Source organism: Gordonia sp. DT218, assembly GCF_049847105.1.
Taxonomy (GTDB): domain Bacteria; phylum Actinomycetota; class Actinomycetes; order Mycobacteriales; family Mycobacteriaceae; genus Gordonia.
In genome coordinates, this window is the sequence record NZ_JBNCNS010000004.1 from 340,358 (window position 1) to 362,529 (window position 22,172).

Annotated in this window: 21 protein-coding genes; 10 read left to right on the forward strand and 11 right to left on the reverse strand. The window is 66.8% G+C overall.

Annotated features, from left to right (window positions below; genetic code table 11):
- Positions 1–29 precede the first annotated feature (29 nt).
- A complete protein-coding gene (exaC, locus tag ACPXCG_RS16910; protein ID WP_425793133.1) occupies positions 30–1,553 on the reverse strand; it encodes an acetaldehyde dehydrogenase ExaC in 1,524 nt (507 codons plus the stop codon).
- A 569-nt stretch (positions 1,554–2,122) separates the two neighbouring features.
- Here exaC and ACPXCG_RS16915 point away from each other — a divergent pair.
- The 3 genes from ACPXCG_RS16915 to ACPXCG_RS16925 all read left to right on the forward strand — a co-directional run bounded on the left by ACPXCG_RS16915 (position 2,123) and on the right by ACPXCG_RS16925 (position 7,277).
- Entirely contained in the window at positions 2,123–2,929 is an 807-nt protein-coding gene (locus ACPXCG_RS16915; RefSeq protein ID WP_425793135.1) for an LLM class F420-dependent oxidoreductase, read from the forward strand.
- A gap of 59 nt (positions 2,930–2,988) precedes the next feature.
- Positions 2,989–5,058, forward strand: a complete 2,070-nt coding sequence (locus ACPXCG_RS16920; protein ID WP_425793136.1) for a TPM domain-containing protein — start codon at positions 2,989–2,991, stop codon at positions 5,056–5,058.
- A gap of 128 nt (positions 5,059–5,186) precedes the next feature.
- Positions 5,187–7,277, forward strand: a complete 2,091-nt coding sequence (locus ACPXCG_RS16925; protein ID WP_425793138.1) for a PhoX family protein — start codon at positions 5,187–5,189, stop codon at positions 7,275–7,277.
- A 7-nt stretch (positions 7,278–7,284) separates the two neighbouring features.
- Here ACPXCG_RS16925 and ACPXCG_RS16930 read toward each other — a convergent pair whose 3' ends face one another.
- Positions 7,285–7,515 carry a PLDc N-terminal domain-containing protein gene (locus ACPXCG_RS16930; protein ID WP_425793140.1) on the reverse strand — a complete coding sequence of 77 codons (231 nt, stop codon included), beginning with the start codon at positions 7,513–7,515 and terminating at the stop codon, positions 7,285–7,287.
- Between the two features lie 56 nt (positions 7,516–7,571).
- Here ACPXCG_RS16930 and ACPXCG_RS16935 point away from each other — a divergent pair, with 56 nt between their 5' ends.
- Positions 7,572–8,042, forward strand: a complete 471-nt coding sequence (locus tag ACPXCG_RS16935) for a MarR family winged helix-turn-helix transcriptional regulator (protein WP_425793142.1) — start codon at positions 7,572–7,574, stop codon at positions 8,040–8,042.
- A gap of 16 nt (positions 8,043–8,058) precedes the next feature.
- A complete protein-coding gene (locus ACPXCG_RS16940; RefSeq protein WP_425793143.1) occupies positions 8,059–9,339 on the forward strand; it encodes an MFS transporter in 1,281 nt (426 codons plus the stop codon).
- A 22-nt stretch (positions 9,340–9,361) separates the two neighbouring features.
- Here ACPXCG_RS16940 and ACPXCG_RS16945 read toward each other — a convergent pair whose 3' ends face one another.
- The 7 genes from ACPXCG_RS16945 to ACPXCG_RS16975 form a co-directional block, all read right to left on the reverse strand.
- Positions 9,362–9,751: a carboxymuconolactone decarboxylase family protein gene (locus ACPXCG_RS16945; RefSeq protein ID WP_425793144.1), complete on the reverse strand. Its 390-nt coding sequence runs from the start codon at positions 9,749–9,751 to the stop codon at positions 9,362–9,364.
- A gap of 5 nt (positions 9,752–9,756) precedes the next feature.
- Entirely contained in the window at positions 9,757–9,912 is a 156-nt protein-coding gene (locus tag ACPXCG_RS16950) for a hypothetical protein (protein WP_425793146.1), read from the reverse strand.
- Complete coding sequence (locus tag ACPXCG_RS16955; protein WP_425793147.1) at positions 9,905–10,492, reverse strand: RBBP9/YdeN family alpha/beta hydrolase; 588 nt, start codon at positions 10,490–10,492, stop codon at positions 9,905–9,907. Before ACPXCG_RS16955 ends, ACPXCG_RS16950 begins: the two co-directional genes overlap by 8 nt.
- Before the next feature lie 38 nt (positions 10,493–10,530).
- Positions 10,531–11,868, reverse strand: coding sequence for an MFS transporter (locus tag ACPXCG_RS16960; protein ID WP_425793148.1), 1,338 nt, complete (start codon positions 11,866–11,868; stop codon positions 10,531–10,533).
- A 41-nt stretch (positions 11,869–11,909) separates the two neighbouring features.
- Complete coding sequence (locus tag ACPXCG_RS16965; RefSeq protein WP_425793150.1) at positions 11,910–12,977, reverse strand: 3-keto-5-aminohexanoate cleavage protein; 1,068 nt, start codon at positions 12,975–12,977, stop codon at positions 11,910–11,912.
- A gap of 62 nt (positions 12,978–13,039) precedes the next feature.
- Positions 13,040–13,924, reverse strand: coding sequence for a TauD/TfdA dioxygenase family protein (locus tag ACPXCG_RS16970; protein WP_425793151.1), 885 nt, complete (start codon positions 13,922–13,924; stop codon positions 13,040–13,042).
- A 38-nt stretch (positions 13,925–13,962) separates the two neighbouring features.
- Positions 13,963–14,937 carry a quinone oxidoreductase family protein gene (locus tag ACPXCG_RS16975; RefSeq protein ID WP_425793152.1) on the reverse strand — a complete coding sequence of 325 codons (975 nt, stop codon included), beginning with the start codon at positions 14,935–14,937 and terminating at the stop codon, positions 13,963–13,965.
- A 180-nt stretch (positions 14,938–15,117) separates the two neighbouring features.
- Between ACPXCG_RS16975 and ACPXCG_RS16980 the strand changes: the two genes are divergently transcribed.
- Complete coding sequence (locus ACPXCG_RS16980) at positions 15,118–16,128, forward strand: AraC family transcriptional regulator (protein WP_425793153.1); 1,011 nt, start codon at positions 15,118–15,120, stop codon at positions 16,126–16,128.
- Between the two features lie 12 nt (positions 16,129–16,140).
- On the opposite strand, the gene ggh is transcribed toward ACPXCG_RS16980, so the two are convergent.
- Complete coding sequence (ggh, locus tag ACPXCG_RS16985; RefSeq protein ID WP_425793155.1) at positions 16,141–17,481, reverse strand: glucosylglycerate hydrolase; 1,341 nt, start codon at positions 17,479–17,481, stop codon at positions 16,141–16,143.
- A gap of 85 nt (positions 17,482–17,566) precedes the next feature.
- Here ggh and ACPXCG_RS16990 point away from each other — a divergent pair, with 85 nt between their 5' ends.
- Entirely contained in the window at positions 17,567–18,247 is a 681-nt protein-coding gene (locus ACPXCG_RS16990; RefSeq protein ID WP_425793157.1) for an SDR family oxidoreductase, read from the forward strand.
- Positions 18,248–18,362: 115 nt separating this feature from the next.
- Here ACPXCG_RS16990 and ACPXCG_RS16995 read toward each other — a convergent pair whose 3' ends face one another.
- Entirely contained in the window at positions 18,363–18,752 is a 390-nt protein-coding gene (locus tag ACPXCG_RS16995) for a nuclear transport factor 2 family protein (protein ID WP_164310052.1), read from the reverse strand.
- A gap of 107 nt (positions 18,753–18,859) precedes the next feature.
- On the opposite strand from ACPXCG_RS16995, the gene ACPXCG_RS17000 reads away from it, so the two are divergent.
- The 3 genes from ACPXCG_RS17000 (at position 18,860) to ACPXCG_RS17010 (ending at position 22,146) form a co-directional block, all read left to right on the forward strand.
- On the forward strand, positions 18,860–19,870 hold the full coding sequence (locus tag ACPXCG_RS17000; protein WP_425793160.1) for an IclR family transcriptional regulator: 1,011 nt from the start codon (positions 18,860–18,862) through the stop codon (positions 19,868–19,870).
- A 204-nt stretch (positions 19,871–20,074) separates the two neighbouring features.
- Positions 20,075–20,911: a mycofactocin-coupled SDR family oxidoreductase gene (locus ACPXCG_RS17005; RefSeq protein WP_425793162.1), complete on the forward strand. Its 837-nt coding sequence runs from the start codon at positions 20,075–20,077 to the stop codon at positions 20,909–20,911.
- A 56-nt stretch (positions 20,912–20,967) separates the two neighbouring features.
- Positions 20,968–22,146: an NADH:flavin oxidoreductase gene (locus ACPXCG_RS17010; protein ID WP_425793163.1), complete on the forward strand. Its 1,179-nt coding sequence runs from the start codon at positions 20,968–20,970 to the stop codon at positions 22,144–22,146.
- Positions 22,147–22,172 lie beyond the last annotated feature (26 nt).

Genomic DNA, 22,172 nt, shown 5'->3' on the forward strand with positions numbered 1-22,172 from the left:
GAACGTCACGAAGGGTCGTGGCACTCAAATCAGAAGAAACCCTTGGCGTTCTGAGCGTAACCAACCAGGAGGTTCTTCGTCTGCTGGTAGTGCTCGAGCATCATCAGGTGGTTCTCACGTCCGATGCCCGACTGCTTGTAACCACCGAAGGCCGCGTGTGCCGGGTAGTCGTGATAGGTGTTGGTCCACACCCGGCCTGCCTGGATCTCGCGACCCGCGCGGTAGGCGGTCGCGCCGTCGCGGCTCCACACACCGGCACCGAGGCCGTACAGGGTGTCGTTGGCGATGTGGATGGCGTCCGCGTAATCCTTGAACGTCGCCACGGCGAGCACCGGCCCGAAGATCTCCTCCTGGAAGATCCGCATCTTGTTCTGTCCCGCGAACACCGTCGGCTTGATGTAGAAGCCGCCGGACAGGTCGCCACCGAGGTCGGCCGGCTCACCGCCGATCAGCACCTTGGCGCCCTCCTCCTTGCCGATGGCGAGGTAAGAGCTGATCTTCTCGAACTGGTCGTTGGACGCCTGGGCACCCATCATCGTCTCGGTGTCGAGCGGGTTGCCCTGCTTGATCTGCTTGACCCGGTCGATCGCCTTGCCCATGAAGTCGTCGTAGATGCTCTCCTGGATGAGCGCGCGGCTCGGGCAGGTGCAGACCTCGCCCTGGTTGAGGGCGAACATGGTGAAGCCCTCCAATGCGCGGTCGAGGAAGCCGTCGTCGGAGCTCATCACGTCACCGAAGAAGATGTTCGGGCTCTTGCCACCGAGTTCCAGGCTGACCGGGATCAGGTTCTCCGAGGCGTACTGCATGATCAGGCGGCCGGTGGTGGTCTCCCCGGTGAACGCGATCTTGCGAATCCGGTTGCTCGAGGCGAGCGGCTTGCCCGCCTCGACGCCGAACCCGTTGACGATGTTGACCACGCCGGCCGGCAGCAGGTCTGCGATCAGGCCCATCACGTAGAGGATCGACGCAGGCGTCTGCTCGGCCGGCTTCAGCACGACGGCGTTGCCTGCGGCCAGGGCGGGGGCGAGCTTCCACACAGCCATGAGGATCGGGAAGTTCCACGGGATGATCTGGCCGACGACGCCGAGCGGCTCGTGGAAGTGGTAGGCGACGGTGTCCTCGTCGACCTCCGAGATCGAGCCCTCCTGGGCCCGCAGCGCGCCGGCGAAGTAGCGGAAGTGGTCGACCGCGAGCGGGATGTCGGCGGCGAGACACTCACGGACGGCCTTGCCGTTGTCCCACGATTCAGCGATGGCGATCTTCTCGAGGTTCTCCTCGATGCGGTCGGCGATACGCAGCAGGACCAGCGATCGCTCGGCCACCGACGCCTTGCCCCACTGCGGTGCGGCCTTGTGGGCGGCGTCCAGCGCGAGGTCGATGTCCTCGGCGGTCGACCGGGCGACCTCACAGAACGTCTTGCCGTCCACCGGCGAGGGATTCTCGAAGTACTGTCCCTTCACCGGCGGGGTCCACTGACCGCCGATCCAGTTGTCGTAGCGGGACTCAAAGCTCATCACCGATCCATCGGTGCCCGGTTTCGCGTAGACGGTCATCTGGTGCTCCTCAGCGTTGTTCCGATTGAGGTGTCTGGTTTGTCACGTACGCCACGTGCTGCCGCGTATGTGATCTGTTACACAGAGTAGGAGCAGGTCAGTTGCACCCACGTTGCAGCCGGGTACACAACGTTGCAACGATCCGTTTGCGCTGTTCGGAGGCGCATTCTGGACCTGAACGCGGATCAACCCGGCTCACGCGGGTCGGCCGGTGGAACGCGGGTCGTCGACTGCCCGCGGATGCCGACCTGACGCGCGGGAGCCGACTTCACCCGCGGGGGCTGACCGGACCCGCGGGAGCTGACCTGGGAGAGCCCTGAGATTCGTGCCGAACCGTCGACGGCGAAGTCACGGCGGGCCTGGATCGGCCTCGAGGAGCATGGCCGTGTGCAAACGCACGACCTGTTCCCCCGCATCCTCTTTCACCACCACCCCGGACGCCGTATGCGGACCCACCGAGCGGGTGGCTGCCAAACACGCCCGCAGCCAGCAAGATCGCGAACACAACCTCATCCCCGACCGGAATTCGGACAATGACTTACGCCGCGACCTTCGGCAGACTGGGGCACATGACCTTCACCGCACGCGATTTCCCTGTCCGTATCGGCGTCCAGCTCCAGCCGCAGCATGCTCCGCAGTACTCGATGATCCGCGACGCCGTCCGCCGCGCCGAGGACATGGGTGTCGACATCGCCTTCAATTGGGACCACTTCTACCCGCTGTACGGCGATCCGGATGGCGAGCACTTCGAATGCTGGACGATGCTGGGCGCCTGGGCCGAGCAGACGAGCCGCGTGGAGATCGGCGCACTCGTCACCTGCAATTCGTATCGGAATCCGGAACTGCTCGCCGATATGGCGCGCACCGTCGACCACATGTCCGACGGCCGGCTCATCCTCGGCATCGGGTCGGGCTGGTTCGAGAAGGACTACGACGAATACGGCTATGACTTCGGCACGGCCGGCAGCCGCCTCGACGACCTCGGCGCGTCGCTGCCCCGCATCAAGGAGCGGTTCGGCAAACTCAACCCGGCGCCCACCCGCGACATCCCGGTGCTGATCGGTGGCGGCGGCGAGAAGAAGACGTTGCGCCACGTCGCCGAGTACGCGAACATCTGGCACTACTTCGTCGACGTGCCGACCTATGAGCGCAAGTCGGGGATCCTCGCCGACCACTGTTCGACGGTCGGTCGCGATCCGAACGCGATCGAGCACTCTGCCGGCGTGCAGTCGAAGGCGCCCGACGAGGCCATCCAAGAGGCCGAGCAGCTCGTCGCGGCCGGGATCTCGCTGATCACGGTCGGGTCGTCAGGCCCCGATTATGATCTCAGCGTGCTCGAGGCCGTGTGCAAGTGGCGGGATTCGCAGAACAACTGACCGACACCTGGTGACCGGGCAGCGCCGGTGCGTCGAGGCGGCCGGATAGATTGGAGCCCATGCTTTCCACCGCACGGTTGATCTCGTCGCCCCGATGGAAGTCTCGACTCACCGGCTCCCGCGCTGCCACGGCCATCATTCGACTGGGCCTTGTCGTCCTCGTCGGCGTGGCTGCGCTGGTCCTCGGTGCCGGCGTGGGTGGATCGGCGCAGGCCGAACCACCGTCCCGCCTGCCGACCCAGGTGGTCGATTCGGCCAACGTGCTGACCACCACGCAACGCGATCGCCTGCAGAACTCGATCGATCAGCTCTACAACGACCACGAGGTACAGCTCTGGGTGGTGTACGTGCGGGACTTCGGCGGGCTCACCGCCCAGCAGTGGGCGCAGCAAACCGTGGCCGAGAGCGACCTCGGTGACCGGGACGTGCTCCTCGCGGTGGCCGCCGACGACCGCGCGTACTACTTCGACTCACCCGAGTCGATCGACGGCCTCGATCAGGACGCCCTCGACGACATCGCGCGCGGCGACATCGTGCCGGCACTGAAGAACAACGACTGGGCGGGAGCCGGTCAGGCCGCCGTCACCGGGATCTCCGATGCCATGACGCCGTCGCACACGGGCGCGATCACCGCGGCGGCCGTCGCCGGCGTCGTGGTGGTCGGCGGTGCCGGCGCACTGTTCTACACCCGACGTCGCAAGCGCAAGCAGATCGACGCCGGCCTCGAGGCCATGCGAGAGCAGGAGCTCACCGGGGACCAGCTCGTCGCCCAGCCGCTCGAAGTGCTCGATCCGTGGTCCCGTGAGGTCCTCACCGACACCGACAACGCCATCCGCACCAGTGAAGAGGAATTGCAGCTCGCCGTCGGAGAGTTCGGCGAGAGCGAGACCTCACCCTTCTCCGACGCACTGGCAGCCGCCAAGAAGGGGCTTGCCGAATCCTTCGTGCTGCGACAGCGGCTCGACGATTCGATTCCCGAGACACCCGACGAGCAGCGGTCCATGCTCGTCCAGATCATCACCACGTGCACCGGCGTCGACGCCGCACTCGACGCCCAGGTGGAGAGCTTCGACGCGATGCGCAACCTGCTGATCAATGCCGACACGAGGCTGGCCGAGCTGACCCAGAAGCTCGTCGCGGTGCGCGCACGGATCGAACAATCACAGGATCAGCTCGACACCTTGATCGCCCAACACGGCGAGACGGTACTGGCCTCGATCACCAACAACATCACCCTCGCCCACGAGGAACTGGACTTCGCCGAACACAGCTCGGATCAGGGCCGAGAGGCCGCCGATGCGCCTGCCGGAGAGCAGGGCCCGGCGGTCGCCGCCATCCGATCCGCGGAAGGGGCGCTCGAACAGGCGAACCGACTGCTCGACGCCATCGACAACGCCGACCGCAACATCGCGGCCGCTCATTCCCGGATGCCCGCACTGATCGACGAGGTCGAGGGCGAGTTGACCGAGGCCGAAGCACTCACCGCCGACGGCGGCCCCGCCCTGGCGACCGCGGCGTCGGCGGCGACCGAGGCGGTGACCGCGGCCCGCTCCGGCTTCTCCGACGACCCCCTGGGGACGTTCACCGCACTCATCGACGCGGATGCCGAGCTCGACCGGGCCCTCGACGCCGCCCGGTCCGCGTCGGCCGAACGACAGCGCCGCTCCGAACTGCTCACCGGCGCGATCACCTCGGCCCAGGCGAAGGTCTCCGCTGCGAGCGACTTCATCTCGACCCGCCGCGGCGCGATCCAGTCGATCGCCCGCACCCGACTGTCCGAGGCGCAGCGCCTCCTGCAGGAGGCGGAGGAGGCCTCGGCCACGGATCCGGTGGCCGCGTCCGACTCCGCACGACGGGCCGGCTCACTCGCCGACCAAGCACTGATGGCCGCGCAGGGCGACGTCGCACAGTGGCACCAGAACCAGCAGCCGCATCCGTCCGGCGGGTCGGTGACCGGAGCGGTTCTCGGCGGCATCCTCGTCGACAGCTTCCTGCGCGGTGGGATGGGTGGCGGCCGCGGCTGGGGCGGGGGATTCGGTGGCGGCGGCTACGGCAGCGGCGGACGCAGCCCCGGCTCGTTCGGCGGCTCGGGTACCTCCGGGCGGATCGGTGTGGGCGGCCGCTTCTGACACTCGCTGGTCGTCCCGCGTTCACGCTCTGATCCACGTCGGTTTCCTTTCCCTCCCTAACGTTCGGGCAGTTCTCGTTTCAGCCCACAGCTCTGTTCAGCCCACAGAGCGTCCCGGGGAGGGGCCACGTGCGTATTCCGTTGCAGCTGTTCACGCCGTCCGGAGAGGATGTCGGCCGGTCCGCCCGTGCACACGTGACCTGCCGATACAAATGCGGAGAGGCCTGCTGGCACCAACCCGGGAACACCAGTGACAACGCGTACTTCCGGGATGTGCTGCGCACCAGCGCGTCCCGTCGTGCCGTTCTCCGCTCGTCGGCCGGCGCCGCAGTGGCGCTCGGGGCGACCTCGCTGCTCGCCGCCTGCGGTTCGCAGGACGCCACCGACACGACCCGTTCGTCGGCCGTGGCCGACGGCACGCCTCCGCCCGGGATGAACTTCGACCCGGTCTCCCCCAATACCGAAGATGCCCTGGTGATTCCGGACGGCTACCGCCAGCAGACGGTGATCCGGTGGGGCGATCCGGTGATCCCCGGTGCGCCCGAGTTCGACTTCGCGAATCAGACTCCGGAGGCACAGGCGAAACAGTTCGGCTACAACAACGACTTCGCCGGACTCATCCCTGTCGACGGTGTACCCAACCACCACTACCTGGTGTGCAATCAGGAGTACACGACCGAAGAGTTCATGTTCACCGGATACCGGCCGAAGGGGCCGACCGAGCAACAGGCGCTGATCTCGATGGCCGCGCATGGAATCACCGTCGTCGAGGTCTCCGCAACCCCTGGCAGCGGGTCACTGACACCGGTTGTCGGACAACGAAACCGTCGCATCACCGCGACGACCCCGATTCGCCTGACGGGACCGGCGGCCGGCAGCGAGTTCGTCAAGACCTCGGCAGATCCCGCCGGCACCACCGTGTTGGGCACAATCGCCAACTGCTCCGGCGGTCTCACGCCGTGGGGCACCATGCTCTCCGGCGAGGAGAACTACAACAACTATTTCGCCAACGCGAGCGCAGTCACCGACACGGCCACCAAGGACCGGCTGGATCGGTACAGCTTCGAAGACGACGCCGATTACCACCAGTGGGGGAGGTTCGACGAACGGTTCGACCTGGCGCGGGAACCCAACGAGGCCAACCGGTTCGGATACGTCGTCGAGGTCGATCCGCACGACCCGTCGTCCACCCCGGTCAAGCACAGCGCACTCGGGCGACTCAAGCACGAGTCGGCGACCATCCACGTCGTCTCGTCGGGTCCCGACACAGGGACCGTGGTGGCCTACAGCGGCGACGACGAACGCTTCGAGTACATCTACAAGTTCGTGTCGAGCCGTCGGATGAAGACCGGCCTGTCGTCGACGGCGCGCACCCATAACCTCGGCATCCTCGACGAGGGCACGTTGTACGTGGCGTCCTTCACCGGCGACCAGCCGGACGCGATCGACGGCAGCGGAAAGCTACCGCCCAGTGGATCATTCGCGGGCCGCGGCGCATGGCACCCGCTCCTGACTGCCGACGCCGGCGGAACCGCCCGCTCCCACGTCGACGGCATGAACCCCGCCGAGGTTGCCGTGTTCACCCGGGTCGCCGCCGACAAGGCAGGCGCCACCAAGATGGATCGGCCCGAGGACATCGAACCTCATCCGCGCACCGGCAAGGTCTACTGCGCGCTGACCAACAACGACAAGCGCGGTACCGACGGCGAGGCCGGCGCCGACAGTGCCAATCCGCGCAACGAGAACAAGAACGGTCAGATCATCGAGATCACCGACAACCACACCGGAACCGACTTCACCTGGGACCTGCTGCTGGTCTGCGGCGATCCCGCGGAGGCCGACACCTACTTCGGCGGGTTCGACAAGGCAAAGGTCAGCCCCATCTCCTGCCCCGACAACGTCGCCTTCGATCCGCACGGCAACCTGTGGATCTCCACCGACGGCAACGCGCTCGACAGCAACGACGGCCTCTTCGCCGTCGCGCTGGACGGCGAGCACCGGGGTGAGACGAAGCAGTTCCTGACAGTGCCGATGGGCGCCGAGACGTGCGGTCCGATCATCGACCGCGACCGCGTGATGGTGTGTGTGCAGCACCCGGGCGAGATCGATGACCATTCCGCCGACAACCCGGCGTCGCACTGGCCGGACGGAGGCACGAGCCGGCCGCGTCCGGCAGTGGTCGCCGTCTGGCGCGACGGCGGTTCGCCGATCGGGGTCTGAAAAGCCGCTACTTTTCGGTACCCTTCCGTCCGACCGCGAAGTAGGCGATCGGACCGAGGTAGTTGACGAAACTCAGGCCGACCCACAGCGGCTTGGGTCCCTTGACCTGCGCCGACGGACGACGCTTGAGATCGCGTAGAGCGGCACCCTGCAGTACGAACTGCGCCACCGCGCCGACGATGATCACGGCGCGTGATCGGGGTGGGAGATCCGAGAACTTCTTCGACGGGCCTGTCATGAAGTTCACACTAGTCATCCTTTTATTTCGTAACCCTAAGTATTAGGCTTGCGAATGTGTCTGATTTCGAGGTCTCCGACCTGGCCGTCGCCCTGCGCCCTATCCTGACCAGGCTCTACCTGGCGCTACGCAGGCGGACGCCGATCGCCGAATACTCCGCCGCCCAGGCGTCGGCCCTGGCGGTCCTCCTCGACAACGGCCCGATGCGGATGGGCGAGCTCGCCGAACGCGAGTCCATCCGCATGCCGACGGCGACCGCACTGATCGACGGACTCACCAAGAACGGCCTCGCGGAACGCCGCCCCGATCCGGACGATCGCCGAGCGGTCCTCGTCGGACTCACCGACCACGGCCGGTCCGTGCTCGAAGGGGTCCGGGGCCGACGGGACAGCATCCTGACCGCGGCGCTCTCCGAGCTCAGCGCTGCCGACCGCGCGGCCCTCGCCGCTGCGGCCCCCGCGCTGCAGGCACTACGCGAGCAACTCGATGCCGTCCCCGCGCACAGCGAGACCGCATCGAACGAATGAAGAATCCGAGGTAACCATGACAGTCATCGACGACAGGTCTGCGCCGACACCGCAGGCCCACGAACACCACAAACCATCCTTGCTGGACACCTTCCGGCAGCAACCGCGCGCGGTCTGGGTGACCGCCTTCGCCGCCGTCATCGCCTTCATGGGCATCGGCCTGGTGGATCCGATCCTCAACACGATCCGCGAGGAGCTGAATGCCCCGCCGTCGAAGCTGACCCTGCTGTTCGCCGTGTACCTCGGCGTGCAGGTGGTGGCGATGCTGATCACGGGTTGGGCGGCGTATCGGTTCGGACCCAAGCGCACGCTGACCGTCGGTCTGACCCTGATCGTGGTCGCCGCGGGTGTCTCGACCTTCGCGGGCAACATCGACCAGCTCATCGCCCTGCGCGTGTTGTGGGGGCTGGGCAACGCACTGTTCATGGCGACCGCCCTCGCCTTCATCGTCGGCGCAGCGCGCGGCGGCCAGCATGGTGCGATCCTGCTGTACGAGGCCGCGCTGGGCGTCGGCCTGGCCGTCGGACCGCTCGTCGGCGCGCTGTTGGGTGCGTGGACGTGGCGCGGACCGTTCGGTGGCACCGCCCTGCTGATGCTCATCGGTGCGGTGCTCTGTGCACTCATGCTGCCCAAGGACGGATCGCGCGGCGATCGCGCCGCAGTCAGCATCGCCGACCCGATCAAGGCCCTGCGGAACCGCACCCTGTTGCTCACCTCCATCGGCTCGGCCTTCTACACCGGCGCATTGTTCACCGTCATCGCCTACGCACCGCTGGCGATGGGACTCTCCCCGATCCCGGCCGGCATGATCTTCTTCGGCTGGGGCCTGCTGACCGCGGTCTCGGGTGTCTTCGTGGCGCCGCGGATCGCGGATGCTCTGGGGCAGAAGGGCGGCGTGATCGTCGCGATCGGCGGCTACGGGATCACCATGGCCCTCGCCGCTCTGGGGGTCGTCACCGGTCAGGTGTGGCTCACCGGGTTCGCGATCGTGTTGTCGGGGCTGCCGTCGGGCGTTCTCAACACCCTGTTCACCGGTGTCGCGATGTCGGCGGCCGATCCGGACAAGCCGCGGTCGGTCGCGAGTGCCGGCTACAGCTTCCTGCGCTGGATGGGTGGAGCCGCGTCGGCGGTGATGGTCGCCTACCTCGCCGAGTGGTTCGCGCCGTCGGCCCCGTTCTGGTTCGCCGTCGGCTACTGCGCCATCGCGGTGTGCGCGGTCTCCCTCGTCCGCTCGGCCAGGGCCGAGTCGCATGACGTCGCCGAGGACGCCGCATTGGTGGGAGCCGAAGAGTACTGAGACGCTTCGGTTCTCGTTCTCGTCAGCCGGCCGACGTCGACTGTGCGGGCGACTTCGCACTCTCGTCCAACAGGATCGGCAGGCCGAGGTTGATCGAATGAATCCCCACGGTCGTGGAGAGTTTCAGCACCTCGAGGATCTCCGACCTCGTCACGCCGAGGTCGAGCGCGGCTCGGATGTGCCGCCGGAGCCCCGGTGCGTACAGGTGGGTGCACGACGCGTCGACGGCAATGCAGAGCAGTTGGACGACCTGGGGTGACAGCACACCACTCTCGTAGGGCGCCATGACCGAGGACAGATACTCCTCGGTCCACGCCGGGTCGAGGTCGTCCAACCCGTTCCACAGCTCGTTCCATGTGCCATCGGCCTTCATTCGCTCTGCGATTCCCGCCCGGTCGTCGTCACGGGCCATGGCGGTCACCTTCCCGTCGCATCGTCGAGGGGAGCATCTGTCGCAGCGTCCCCCACGGCCAGCGATGCGCCCGCGGTGATGTCGGCGACCGCCTCGGCTGCCGCTGCGCAGATCTCGGTCATCCCTGGGCCGCCCGCCGACGGCTTCCGCGTGTCAGACATGGGCGTCGGCGACGCTGTGCGCGATCAACTCGTCCAGCAGTTCGGCCGCCCGCAGCCACCGACCATGACCGGAGGCCGGGTTGGCGTGACCCACGTCGCCGAGGTCGACCAGTCGGCTGCCCCATGATTCGGCCATGCCGCTGACACGGCGGTAACCGCCGAGTGCGTCGTTGCGGCTCGCCGCGAGGATGCTCGGGAAGGGCAGCCGCCGGCGCGGAACCGGGAGCCAGCCACCCTTCTCGATATCGGCTGCCTTCGGATAGCCATCCGGCAGTGGGAGTTCCAGATCGGCCGGAGTGACGAGCAATGCACCCTGGACGGGGCGCGTGGTGTGTTGTGCCCAGTGCACAGTGGTCATCACGCCGGCACTGTGCGCCACCAGCACGATCGGTCCGTCGATCTGCCGGATGACGTCGTCGAGGGCGGCGACACGATCTCGGCGACTGAGCTTGTTGCGTTCGAGCGCGGCCACGGTCCGCGCATCGCCGAGGCCGGCGGCGAGATGTGTCTGCCAATGGTCGGCCACGAAGTCTCGCAGGCCGGGGACGATGACCACGGTGGGTGAGGTCTCGCAGTCCATGAATTGCTCCTGGCGGGTGGGGTTTTCACGGTGGGACATCATGCGGCCTGGGGCGATGAGGTGGTGCCGAGGGCCGCGAGCTTGCGCAGGCCCAGCGGATGCAGCCGCCGTCCGACGACCAGCGCGACGATCGCGAGGATGTACACGAAGGGTGCGAGCTGCAGCGCTTCGCGCAAACCCAGGTGATCGGCGAGAATGCCGATCACGAACGGTCCCAGTGCCAGGCCGAGCAGATTGTTGGCGACGGTCAGTGTGCCCATTGCCGAGGCCCGCACCGATGAGTGCGTCAGGTTCGCGACCATGGCGGCCGTGGGTCCGGACGAGCCGGCCGAGAAGAATGCACCGATGCCGAGGAACACCAGCTGCGCGGTGCCGTTCCCCATGCTGAATCCGATCGTCAGGCAGACGAGCGAGATGCCGCAGAAGCCGATGGCGGCCTGCCATTTGCGGGTGATGTCGTTGCGGCCGAGCCGATCGGTGACGATCCCGCAGACCACCATGCCGCTGCCGACGAGGACGATGATGACGGCGGCCGCGACGCCTGCCTTGTCCGGGGCGAGGTCGTAGTAGCGGTTGAAGAAGCTGGGCATCCAGGCCAGCAGGATGGCAGCGGTGAACATCTGCAGTCCCCCACCGATGTAGGCGCACAGCACTGCGGGGTTGGTGAACAGGCTCGACACCGGGGCACGGAATCGGCGGGACGGTGGCGTGGTCTCCGTTGCTGGTTCGTCGACCGCATGCTGCGCCAGTTTGTTCTCGGTGACCAGTGCACGGAACAGCGCCACCAGAAGCAAACCGAGGACCGCCATCGCCGCGAATGACCAGCGCCAGCCCAGGTGAACGGCGATCGCACCCCCCAGGGCGACACCGAGCACCGAGCCGAAGGACCCGCCTGCCATGAACGAACCGCTCAGGGTGGCATGCAGACGCGGTGCGAACACGCTGAGCACCAAGGCGATACCGACGCTCCCGTACGCGGCTTCACCGACGCCGACGAGGAATCGGGCGCCGAGCATCTGCTCGTAGTTCGTCGCGACCGCACAGAGCAGGGTGGCCACCGACCACAGCACCGCCATCACGATGAGGCTCCGCACCCGCCCCCACCGATCGGCCAGCAGCGACAGCGGGAGGGTCAGCAGACCGACCATCAGCGCCACGATGCTGGTCAGCGAGGCGAGTTGCGAATCCGCCAGTGACCATTCCGCTTTGAGGAGGGGGAAGATCGCGCTGAGTACCTGCCGGGACATGTAGTCCGCGAGGAGCAGACCGAACGCGAGCGCGAAGACGATCCACGGGTACTTCCGTGATCGGTTGGATGGGCGGGCGGGGCTGTCGTCGTCGCTGACGCGTTCCGCGACGGAGGTCGATGTCACCATGGGGGGGTACTCCTGGGGGACTGGTTGTCTGAGACGGCTGATCAGCCGTGTTGGGGGAATCCGTGATGGGTGAAGCCGACCTGTCCGGGACGGCGATTGGGGGCGTAGCCGAGCCGGGCGAGGGTTTCATCGGCATCCCGGTAGGTGTCGCCGATCCGATAGATCTCTCGGGCTTCCTTGCCGGTGGCCACTTCCCGGCCCAGCTCGCCTGCGATGCGGACCAGCTGCTGGATCTGTTCCACCGACGTGTACTTCTCGCCGATGCCGCCCCAGATGGTGTCCTCGTTGCCGCAGCGGCTGTGCAGGCCCATCGCGATCGCCATCGCGTTGACCGGAAGTACCGACCGCATCAGGGTTTCCAGCGTCAAGCACGCTCCGTCGGGGACCCGCTGGATGAAGTTCATGATGTTGTACGGATTGGGCCCGTCGAAGCCGCCACCGATGCCGACCCAGGTGAGGTTCAGTGGGCCCGTGTACACGCCGCGACGGATGAGGCGCTCGACGGTCTCCAGCTGGGGGATGCTCGAGAGCTGGAAGTGCGGCTGGATGCCGGCGGCCTGCAGACGACGGAGGTGCTCTTCGACCCATTCCGGTCCGGCGGGCACTGTCATCTCCCGGTAGGTCGCGGAGAGTTCCGGGCGTTCCAGTGAGGTACCGGCGATGTCATCGGCGGTCATCAGCTCCATGATGTTCATCTGACTGGTGTTGATGGCAATGGTCACCTGGTCGGGGGCCGGGTCGAGCTCGGCGAGCATGTGGCGGGTGTCGTCGGAGAGCCATTTGGCATCGGCGCCTTCGCCTTCCGGTGCGAACGAGATCGATCCGCCGACCTGCAAGATCATGTCCGGCACCGCTTCCCGTAGGCCGGCGAGCAGTTCGTTGAACTTCGACATCCGCTTGCTGCCCTTGCCGTCGAGCTCACGCACATGGATGTGCAGTACGGTGGCGCCGGCCTCGTAGCAGTCCACACCCTTCTGAATGTGCTCCTCCATCGTCAGCGGGAGGTCTTCGCGGAAGTCGTCGAGCTCCCATTCGGGGCCATAGGGGGCGGCGGTGATGACCAGCTTCTCCTGGGTCTCGGGGAAGAGGGCGTCGTCGTGGAAATGCATGGTGGTCTCCTGGTTGATTCGTCGTGGTTCAGGGATTTTGGGTGATGCTGGGTGTCGGTGGATCAGAAGGGGCGGTCGCCGATGATCCCGGCGCGTTCCATCTTCCGAACGCCAGGCCAGTAGTCCTGGACCGCGTAGTGCTGGGTGCACCGGTTGTCCCAGATGGCGATGCTGTTCTCGGTCCAGCGCCAGCGGACCTGGTACTCCGGTATCGCTGCCTGGCTCGTCAGGTACTGCAGGAGATTTCCTGCGCCAGGGGCATAGTCGCTACCGAAGCGGACGTTGTCGGCCGTGTGGTAATTGACCAGGTGCGTCGTGAACGAGTTGACGAACAGGATCTTCTCGCCGGTCTCCGGATGAGTGCGTACAACAGGGTGTTCGGCGTCCGGGAACCGGGAGTGCAGCGCGTGCCGCTGCTCCATCGGCATCCGGGCGCCGAAGGACGCCTCGATGCTGTGCCGGGCACGAAGCCCGGCGACCTGGACCTTCACGGTCTCCGGCAGGCGCCGGTACGCCTCGGCCATGTTGACCCAGATCGTGTCGCCGCCGACCGCGGGTCCCTCGACACAGCGCAGGACCGAGCCGAACGGCGGGTCGTCGCGCCAGGTGGCGTCACAGTGGAAGGCATTCTCGAAATGCTCTGGCGGACTGTCGATGTCCTTGTAGATCTGGACCAGTCCGGGATGGTCGGGGTCACTGCCGACGACGGGATGGTCCTCGAGGGGACCGAACCTCTCGGCGAGTGCGACGTGCTCGGCGCGGGTGATGTCCTGATCGCGGAAGAAGAGCACCTTGTGGTCGATCAGCAGCGACCGAAGGCGATCGAACTGCGCGTCGTCGCGGGTGACCTCGCCGAGGTCGATGTCGGACACCTCTGCTCCGATGGAGCAGGTGAGCGGTTCGACCCGAAATGCCGTCGCGCTCGACGGTCGGGTGGCGGTGGTCATGATTCGTCCTTTCTGACAGGCGAAGTGGTTCGGGTGGTTCAGAGGGAGAACACCGAGGACCCGACACTGCGGCCGGACTCGAGGTCCCGGTGCGCAGCCGCTGCGTCGGCGAGCTCGTAGCGCTGATTGATGTCGATCGTGATGTGGCCGGCAGCGACCATCGAGAACAGCTCGGAGGCGAGATCGGCGCGCTCTGCGGGATCGGCGATGTAGTCCGCGAGTGCGGGCCGGGTGACGAACACCGAACCGTTGACGGCCAGTTGCATCGCATCGATCGGCGGGATCGGTCCCGACGCGGTGCCGAAGCAGACGAGCAGTCCGCGGCGGGCAACCGACTTGAGTGAGGACTCGAACGTGGTGGCACCGATACTGTCGAAAACGACGGGAACGCCTGCGCCATCGGTCAGCTCACGGACGCGGGTTGCGATGTCTTCTCGCTTGTAGACGATGACCTCGTCGCATCCGTGGTTACGCGCCACCTGAGCCTTCTCGTCGGTCGATACGCTGCCGATCACCCTCAGGCCCAACAGCTTTGCCCACTGACTGAAGATGAGACCGACCCCGCCGGCGGCCGCGTGCAACAACACGGTGTCGCCGGAGGCCAGCGGCCAGATCCGGCGCAGCAGGTACGCCGTGGTGAGTCCGCGCATGGTCATGGCGGCGGCGGTGTCGAATCCCACTTCGTCGGGCAACGGGATCAGGTGCTCGACGGGCATCACGCGCTCGGTGCTGTAGGCGCCGAGCGGGCTGCCGGTGTAGGTCACCCGATCGCCTTCGGAAACCGACGTGACGCCCGGCCCCACCTCCTGCACGATGCCGGCGGCCTCAACGCCCATCCCGGCCGGGAGCGGCGCCGGGTACAGCCCGGTACGGAAGTAGGTGTCGGCGAAGTTCAGGCCCACGGCCTCGTGATTGATCCGGACCTCACCCGGCCCCGGTGCCCCGACCTCGACGGTCTCCCAGCGCAGAACCTCCGGTCCGCCGATCTCGTCGAATCGCACAGCTTGCGCCATGTTGTCCTCCTTTTTCTGGCCCGGGATCGCTCATGAGAGTCACCACGGCAGGCCTGTGAGTGTGATCGCCGTTTCCGTCGACCATCCGATGTGATGGAAACAACATTACGAGGATCACGACCCTGAATCTTTTCCCTACGGGACGTGTGATTGTGCAATCGGGGACATAGACTGGACGTTGTGAAACCGCTCGCCCGCTACGCCGCACTCAACAACTTCGTCGAGCTCGGCCACTCCCTGCGGCTCGATCCCGCCCAACTCGTCCGTGACGTCGGACTCGACCCCGCGAGCCTCAGCCTCCAAGACCGCTGGGTACCCGCCGAGGCGATCGCCGACCTACTCGAGCGATCCGCTACCGCGTCGGGTCGGGAGGATTTCGGGCTCGCCCTTGCGCGCTATCGCCGCCTGGCCAACCTCGGTCCACTGAGCCTCGTCATCCGCGAAGAGCCCGACGTGCGGAGCGCTCTCGGGGTGTTGATCCGTCATCAACACATGTACAACGAAGCCCTGCGCACGCGATTGTCCGAGGTCGGCGGTATCGCGACGCTCCGCATCACCCTCGACGTCGGTGTATCCGGGGAGTTCCGGCAATCCACCGAGCTCGCCGTCGCCGTTCTGCACCAACTTCTTCAGGGATTCATCTCGCCGGACTGGCACCCGGTCGGGGTCACGTTCACCCATCCACCACCGGACGATGCCCGGACACACAACCAGTTCTTCGGAACCGTCGTCCGGTTCGGGCAGGACTCGAACGGGATCTCGCTGTACACCAAGGATCTCGACACCCCCAACGTCATGTCGGATCCAGAGCTCCGCCGCTACACCCAGGATTTTCTCGACGACACCGGCGGCTCGGCCGATCCGCGAACCGAGTACCGGGTCCGCGAGCTGATCGAGCTCCTCCTACCGACCGGTCGCTGTTCGGTCGACCAGGTCGCGCGCAGCCTCGGGGTCGACCGCCGGACCGTACACCGACGCCTCGCCGCCGAGGGAGAGACGTTTTCCTCTGTCCTCGACTCCATCCGAGTCGAGCTCGCGAAGCACATGGTCGGCAATCGGCGCCACGCGCTGATCGAGATCGCCGAACTGCTCGGGTTCTCGTCCCCCGGCAACTTCTCGCGCTGGTTTCGTCAGCGGTTCGGCCGGACGCCGACCCAATGGCGGCGGCAGTACGAGGTCGATCAGGCCTGATCGAGTGCGGCCTCAGTCCAGCCAGTCCAACACCGACGCCGCCGTCCAGCTCTGCTGCATGCTGCCCAGCGGTTCACCGGTGAACGGTTCGTAGTACTCCGCAAATGCACCATCGGTGGCCTGCCGGAGACCTTCCTCCCGCAGGCGCGCCGACCGCTCGGTCCACCCACGACGCGCGAACGCCCAGCTGAACAGCCAGGTCATCACCGGCCACACCGGGCCGCGCCAGTACTCGCGCGGTTTGAAATCCATCGAGATCGGCGACGTCGACGGCGGCACCGCGTAGCGCAGATCCGGATGTCCGCAGAACCGCGGACCGTCGAACAGTCGCAGCAGCGCCCGCTCCCGCTCCCGCGACAACCCCCCGCAGAGGAGCGGCGCGAACACCGCGATCGTCTCGGTATTGATCCAGGCGTCGGCGCGCAGATCGAAATCCCTTGCTGCACCGTTTCGTTCGTTGGCGGCCGCCACCACGCCGGCGCGGAACCGATCGGCCCAGGCACGCAGATCACGGACGTCGGCACGCGGTTTGGAATAGTCCTCTCCGATGGTCGCGAGCACATCGCAGGCCACTGAGAAGATCGCGCTGACAAAGACGTCCTCGACGGCGAAACTCATCACCTTGGGCAGCAGGTCGTCGTCGTAGTTGGCCCGCTTCATCTGCTCGACCAGCCAGATGTAGCGGTCGTACTCGAGGTCACTGGGCCGCATCGACAGATCCGTCACGTGATCCAGATCGGCCCGGGCATATGGCGGGAGATCCTCACCGGGAACCACATTCGCATAGGGACGGTCCCAGCGTGGCGAGTTGTCCATCCCCGACTCCCAGCCGTGGAACAGTGCGATCCGGCCGCGACCGTTGGGATCACGGGCGTGGGCGAGCCACCGGTGCCAGCGGACCAGTGAGCTCCACCGGCGGTCGATGAACTCGTTGGCGACCGACCGGGTGGTGCGGCCGTGTCGACGCGAGTGGTCGAGGATGCGTTGCACGGCAATCGCATGCACCGGTGGCTGGGTGATGCCGGAGGTGTCCGGATAGTCCGGAGCGCACGCGGCGAGCCGTGCGCACTCCCAGCGCGCGGGCCCGGGGAAATAGCCGTCGCGGCCGTTGGCGAACACGATGTGCGGGATCATCCCGTTCTCCCACTGCGCCGACAGCAGGGTGTCCATCTCGATCACGGCACGCTCGACCGACAGCGGTGCCAGACCGACCGTCACGAATGCGGCATCCCAGCTCCACATGTGCGGGTACAGCTTGGGGGCGGCGCTCGTCATGGTGCCCAGGTCGTTGCCGCGGAGCAGGTAGGCGGCACGCGCAGACAACTGAGTCGGGGTGAATCCATACCGGGCCACCTGTCGATTCTGCACTGCGCGCCGCGTCGCCGCGCATCGAGGGGAAGCGCCGTCGCCGCCCGACGGACCCCGTAACCTCGAACCCGTGCCCACCGCTCTGATCACCGGGGCGAGCCGCGGCCTCGGTGCCGAGATCGCCCGCCGGCTCTCCCCCACCCATGACCTCCTGCTCGGGGGACGCCCCTCGGCCGAACTCGACACGCTCGCGACCGAGTTGGAGGGCGCGAGCACGTTTCCTGTTGAGCTCACCGACTACGACGAGGTCGAGGCGGCCACCGAGGCGATCAGCGCCCTCGATGTCCTGGTCCACAACGCAGGCGTCGGCAGTTCCCTGGAAGCCGTCGCCGACACGCCGGTCGAGGAGTGGCAGCACGTTCTGGAGGTGAACCTGGTGGCCGCCGCCGAGCTGACGCGCCTGCTCCTGCCCGCCCTGCGGGAGGCGAGGGGCCACGTGGTGTTCATCAACTCCGGTGCCGGTCGTCGCGCCAATCCGGGGTGGGCGCCGTACGCGGCCAGCAAATTCGGATTACGGGCACTCGCCGACTCGCTCCGCGCCGAAGAGCCCACGCTGCGGGTGACCTCGGTCTTCCCCGGGCGGATCGACACCGACATGCAGCGGGACCTCACCGCCATCGAGGGCAATGAGTACGACCCGTCGAAGTTCCTGAAGACCTCGACGGTGGCGAGTGCCGTCGTCCACGCGATCGCCACGCCGGCCGACGCACATCCCGAGGAGATCGTGCTCCGGCCGACGGGTCGCGGCTGAGTTCCCCCGAACCCTGAGGAGCCCGCGAGGAACGAGCGCGCGTCACGAAGGGTCGCTCACCTGGCCGTTCGTGACGGCCTCCGCAAGCTCCGGCCTCCTCAGGGATCGAGAGACTCTAGAGCTGCTTGAGGTCCGACTGCTCCCAGACCGCGCGCATCGACGACACCTTGCCCTGCGCGTCGAACACCATGATGTCGATCGGGGTGATCTCGAACTTCATCCCCGACGTACCGGTGACCAGAGTGAACTCGAAGACCGCGGTGTCGCCGGCGATCTTCTTCCACTTCAGCGTCGCCGTCCGCTCATCCATACCGGTGATCACCGAGTAGAACTCGACGAGCTGATCGCGAGTCGTGCGCAGGTCGGCGCCGATCGGGTCCTCGACCGACGCGTCGGCCGCATAGAGATCGGCGATCTGCTCGGCCGTTCCCGAGTTGAGCAGCTCGACGTAGGCGTCCACCGCCGCGTTGATCTTCTCGCTCAGTGTGCCCTGGTCAACCGTCATCACAAGCCTTCCTCGAAGTAGAACGTGTTCTACTTCGAGACGGTAGCACTGTCCGACGTCGAGGCGCTCGAAGATCGTGGCGTCCGCGCGATCGGGCGAAGAGTTGGATGCCGACCACATCGACGTCGGCCTCGTCCGGCGGTCAAGTTCTCGACCGCGTCGGTAAGGTGGTGGCGTCCGCGCGGCGCTATGGAGAGGTTTCGGTGGCAGAGCACAGCAGAAGTGCCTCACCACCGACGGCCCGCGTCCTCGACATCCTGGACTTCCTGGTGGAGCACCAGGGTCATCGGTGGGGCCTGTCCGAACTGGCACGCAGCTGCGACATCAGCAAGCCGACGTGTCTGGCGATCCTGACCGAACTCACCGCCCGCGGGTACCTGCGCAGCGATCCGGTGACCAAGACCTACGGACTGGGCCCTGCTCTGGTCACGGCAGGCCGGGCGGCCCAACGGGACTTCGCGCTCGACCCGGTGGTCCGCGACGAACTCGAGTCGCTCACCCGACAACTCGGCGCCATGTGTGTCGCGTCGGGCCGCGTCGGCGACCAGTTCATGGTGCTGGAGGTGGTCACCCCGGCCGGCGTCCGACCGCCGGTCAGCGTCGGACAGACCTTTCCCTTCGCCCTGCCGACCGCACTGATGTACATCCTCTGGCAATCCGATGAGGTTCTCGAGCAATGGGTGCGCGGTGAGCACACGTGGTCGGCAGGTCTCGATCTGGACGAGTTGCGCCGCATGGCCGCCGAGTGCCGCAGCACCGGGTACCTGGTCGAGAAGCTCTCGCCGACGCTCGAACGCGTGTATCGAATCCTGGGCAGTGCTGCCGCGCATGATCTTCCACCCGAGTTGCGCTCACTGATCACCGATCTGTTGGCCGGGATGGGTGGCCAACGCGTACTGACGCGCGACGACCTGCTGCGTGCCGATCCCGACATGTCTCACCGCGTCGGCGTCATCGCGGCACCGACCTTCGACGCCGACGGCGACCAGTCACTTCTCCTGACCGTCAACGTCCAGGGCTCACTCACCGCAGCCGAGATCGCCCACCACGGAACGGTTCTCAAGGAGTCCGCCGATACGCTCACCGACGTGCTCGGTGGGCGGAACACGCAGGCGTAGACCGCCTCTCCATCACTCGGAGTTCCGGCGCGGTTTCCTCGCCGCCCCCTAAGCCGGCTTTCAGTCCTCGCACCAGGGGTTGACCCTTTCGGTTGCCGCTTGTAGCGTGACCTTCATCATATTCGACCGGGGTGGTCGAGTATTCGACCGATCGACCGACAGTCCTCGGATCTGCCGGTGCCCTCCAAGAGAAGTGGTGTCACGTTGGACGCTTTCGCAGGACGAATCGCATTGATCACCGGCGGCGCACGGGGACAGGGACGTGCTCATGCCCTGGCTCTCGCGGAGCAGGGCGCCGACATCGTCGTGGTCGATCGATGCGCCGACAGCGAGTCGGTGCCTTACCCACTCGCCACGAAGGCCGATCTCGAGGAGACGGTCCACCTGGTCGAGCAACGCGGTCGCCGGTGTATCGCCGTCGAGGCGGACGCGGCCGACCGCCGCGCAATGGACGGGGTGGTCGCGACCACGGTCGCCGAGCTGGGCCGGATCGACATCGCGATCGCGAATGCCGGTGTGTCCGTGGCGTCCCCGGTTCAGGAGATGACCGATGAGGCGTGGCACGAGGTGCTGTCGAGCAACCTGACCGGGGTGTTCACCACCATCGCCGCGGTCGCGCCCGAGATGGTGTCCCGGGGCTTCGGACGGATCGTCACGATCAGTTCGATGATGGGCCGATCCGCGGCCCCCGGGCTGGCCGCGTACAGCGCGTCCAAATGGGGTGTCATCGGACTGACCAAGAGTGCGGCACTCGATCTCGCACCCCATGGCATCACGGTCAACGCCGTGGCACCCGGCAATGTGTCGACGCCGATGGTGCACAACGAATCGCTCTACGCCCGGATGCGCCCGGATCTCGAACATCCGGAGCGCGACGACGTCGAGCCGATCTTCCGGACTCTCCATGGCCAACCGGTCGCGTTCCTCGAACCCGAAGAGGTCACCCGGGCGGTGCTGTTCTTCGCCGCCGAGCAGAACGCCCACATCACCGGCACGGTCCTCGCGGTCGATGCCGGAGCGGCGGCGCGGGTCACCGCCTGAGCGCGGCCCGAATCACCGCCCACCCCTGACGCCGTCTCGCCCCCGAGGAGTCCCCCGTGCCCACCAGCCCACCCGATGTGTTCGAGCCCGCCCGACTCGGTCCGATCACCCTGCGCAACAGGATCATCCGGTCCGCCACCTTCGAGGGGCGAACCCCTCGCGCACTGGTCACCGACGAGTTGATCGAATTCCACCGCCGTCCGGCGGCCGGTGGTGTCGGCATGACCACCGTCGCCTACTGTGCCGTCGCACCCGAAGGGCGCACCCAGCGCGGCCAGATCTGGATGCGCCCCGAAGCCGTTCCCGGATTGCGCTCGCTCACCGACACGATCCACGCCGAGGGTGCTGCGGCGTCGGCGCAGCTCGGACACGCAGGTCCCGTCGCGAATCCCCGCTCCACGCGGCTCCCCGCCCTCGCACCATCGGCGATGCTCAGCCCGATGAGCATGCGCCGCATCCACGGTGCCACCGCGGGCGACATCACGCGCATCGTCCGCGCCCACGCAACCGCGGCCGAATACGCCGTCGAGAGCGGATTCGACGCCATCGAACTCCATTTCGGCCACAACTACCTCGCCAGTTCGTTCTTGAGCCCGCGGCTCAACAAGCGCACGGATTCCTATGGCGGGAGCCTCGTGAACCGGGCCAGGCTGGCGCGCGAGGCAGCGCGCGCGGTGCGTGACGCCGTCGGCGACCGCATCGCCATCACCGCGAAGCTGAACATGGACGACGGTGTCGCAGGCGGCTTCTGGGTCGACGAGGCGATCCAGGTCGCCCGCTGGCTGGAGTCCGACGGAAGTCTCGATGCACTGACCCTGACCATGGGCAGTTCCCTGCTCAACCCCATGTACCTCTTCAAGGGCGACGCCCCCATCCGCGACTTCGCGGCCGCGATGCCCCAACCCATCAGGGCCGGAGTTCGAACGGTGGGAAAGGTGTTCATCAAGGAGTACCCGTACCACCCGCTGTTCATGCTCGAACAGGCCAGGCAGATCCGGGCCGCCGTCGACATGCCGTTGGTGCTCCTCGGCGGAGTCACCGACAGATCCGGGATGGACCGGGCGCTGGACGAGGGATTCGAATTCGTCGCCATGGCCCGGGCTTTGCTGCGCGAACCCGATCTGGTCAATCGGATTCGGGCGGAATCCGGAGCACAGTCGCTGTGCATCCACTGCAACAAGTGCATGCCGACCATCTTCACCGGCGCACGGTGCGTCCTCGCCGACCCTGTCTGAGACCAGTCACCCGCCCACCAGCACCC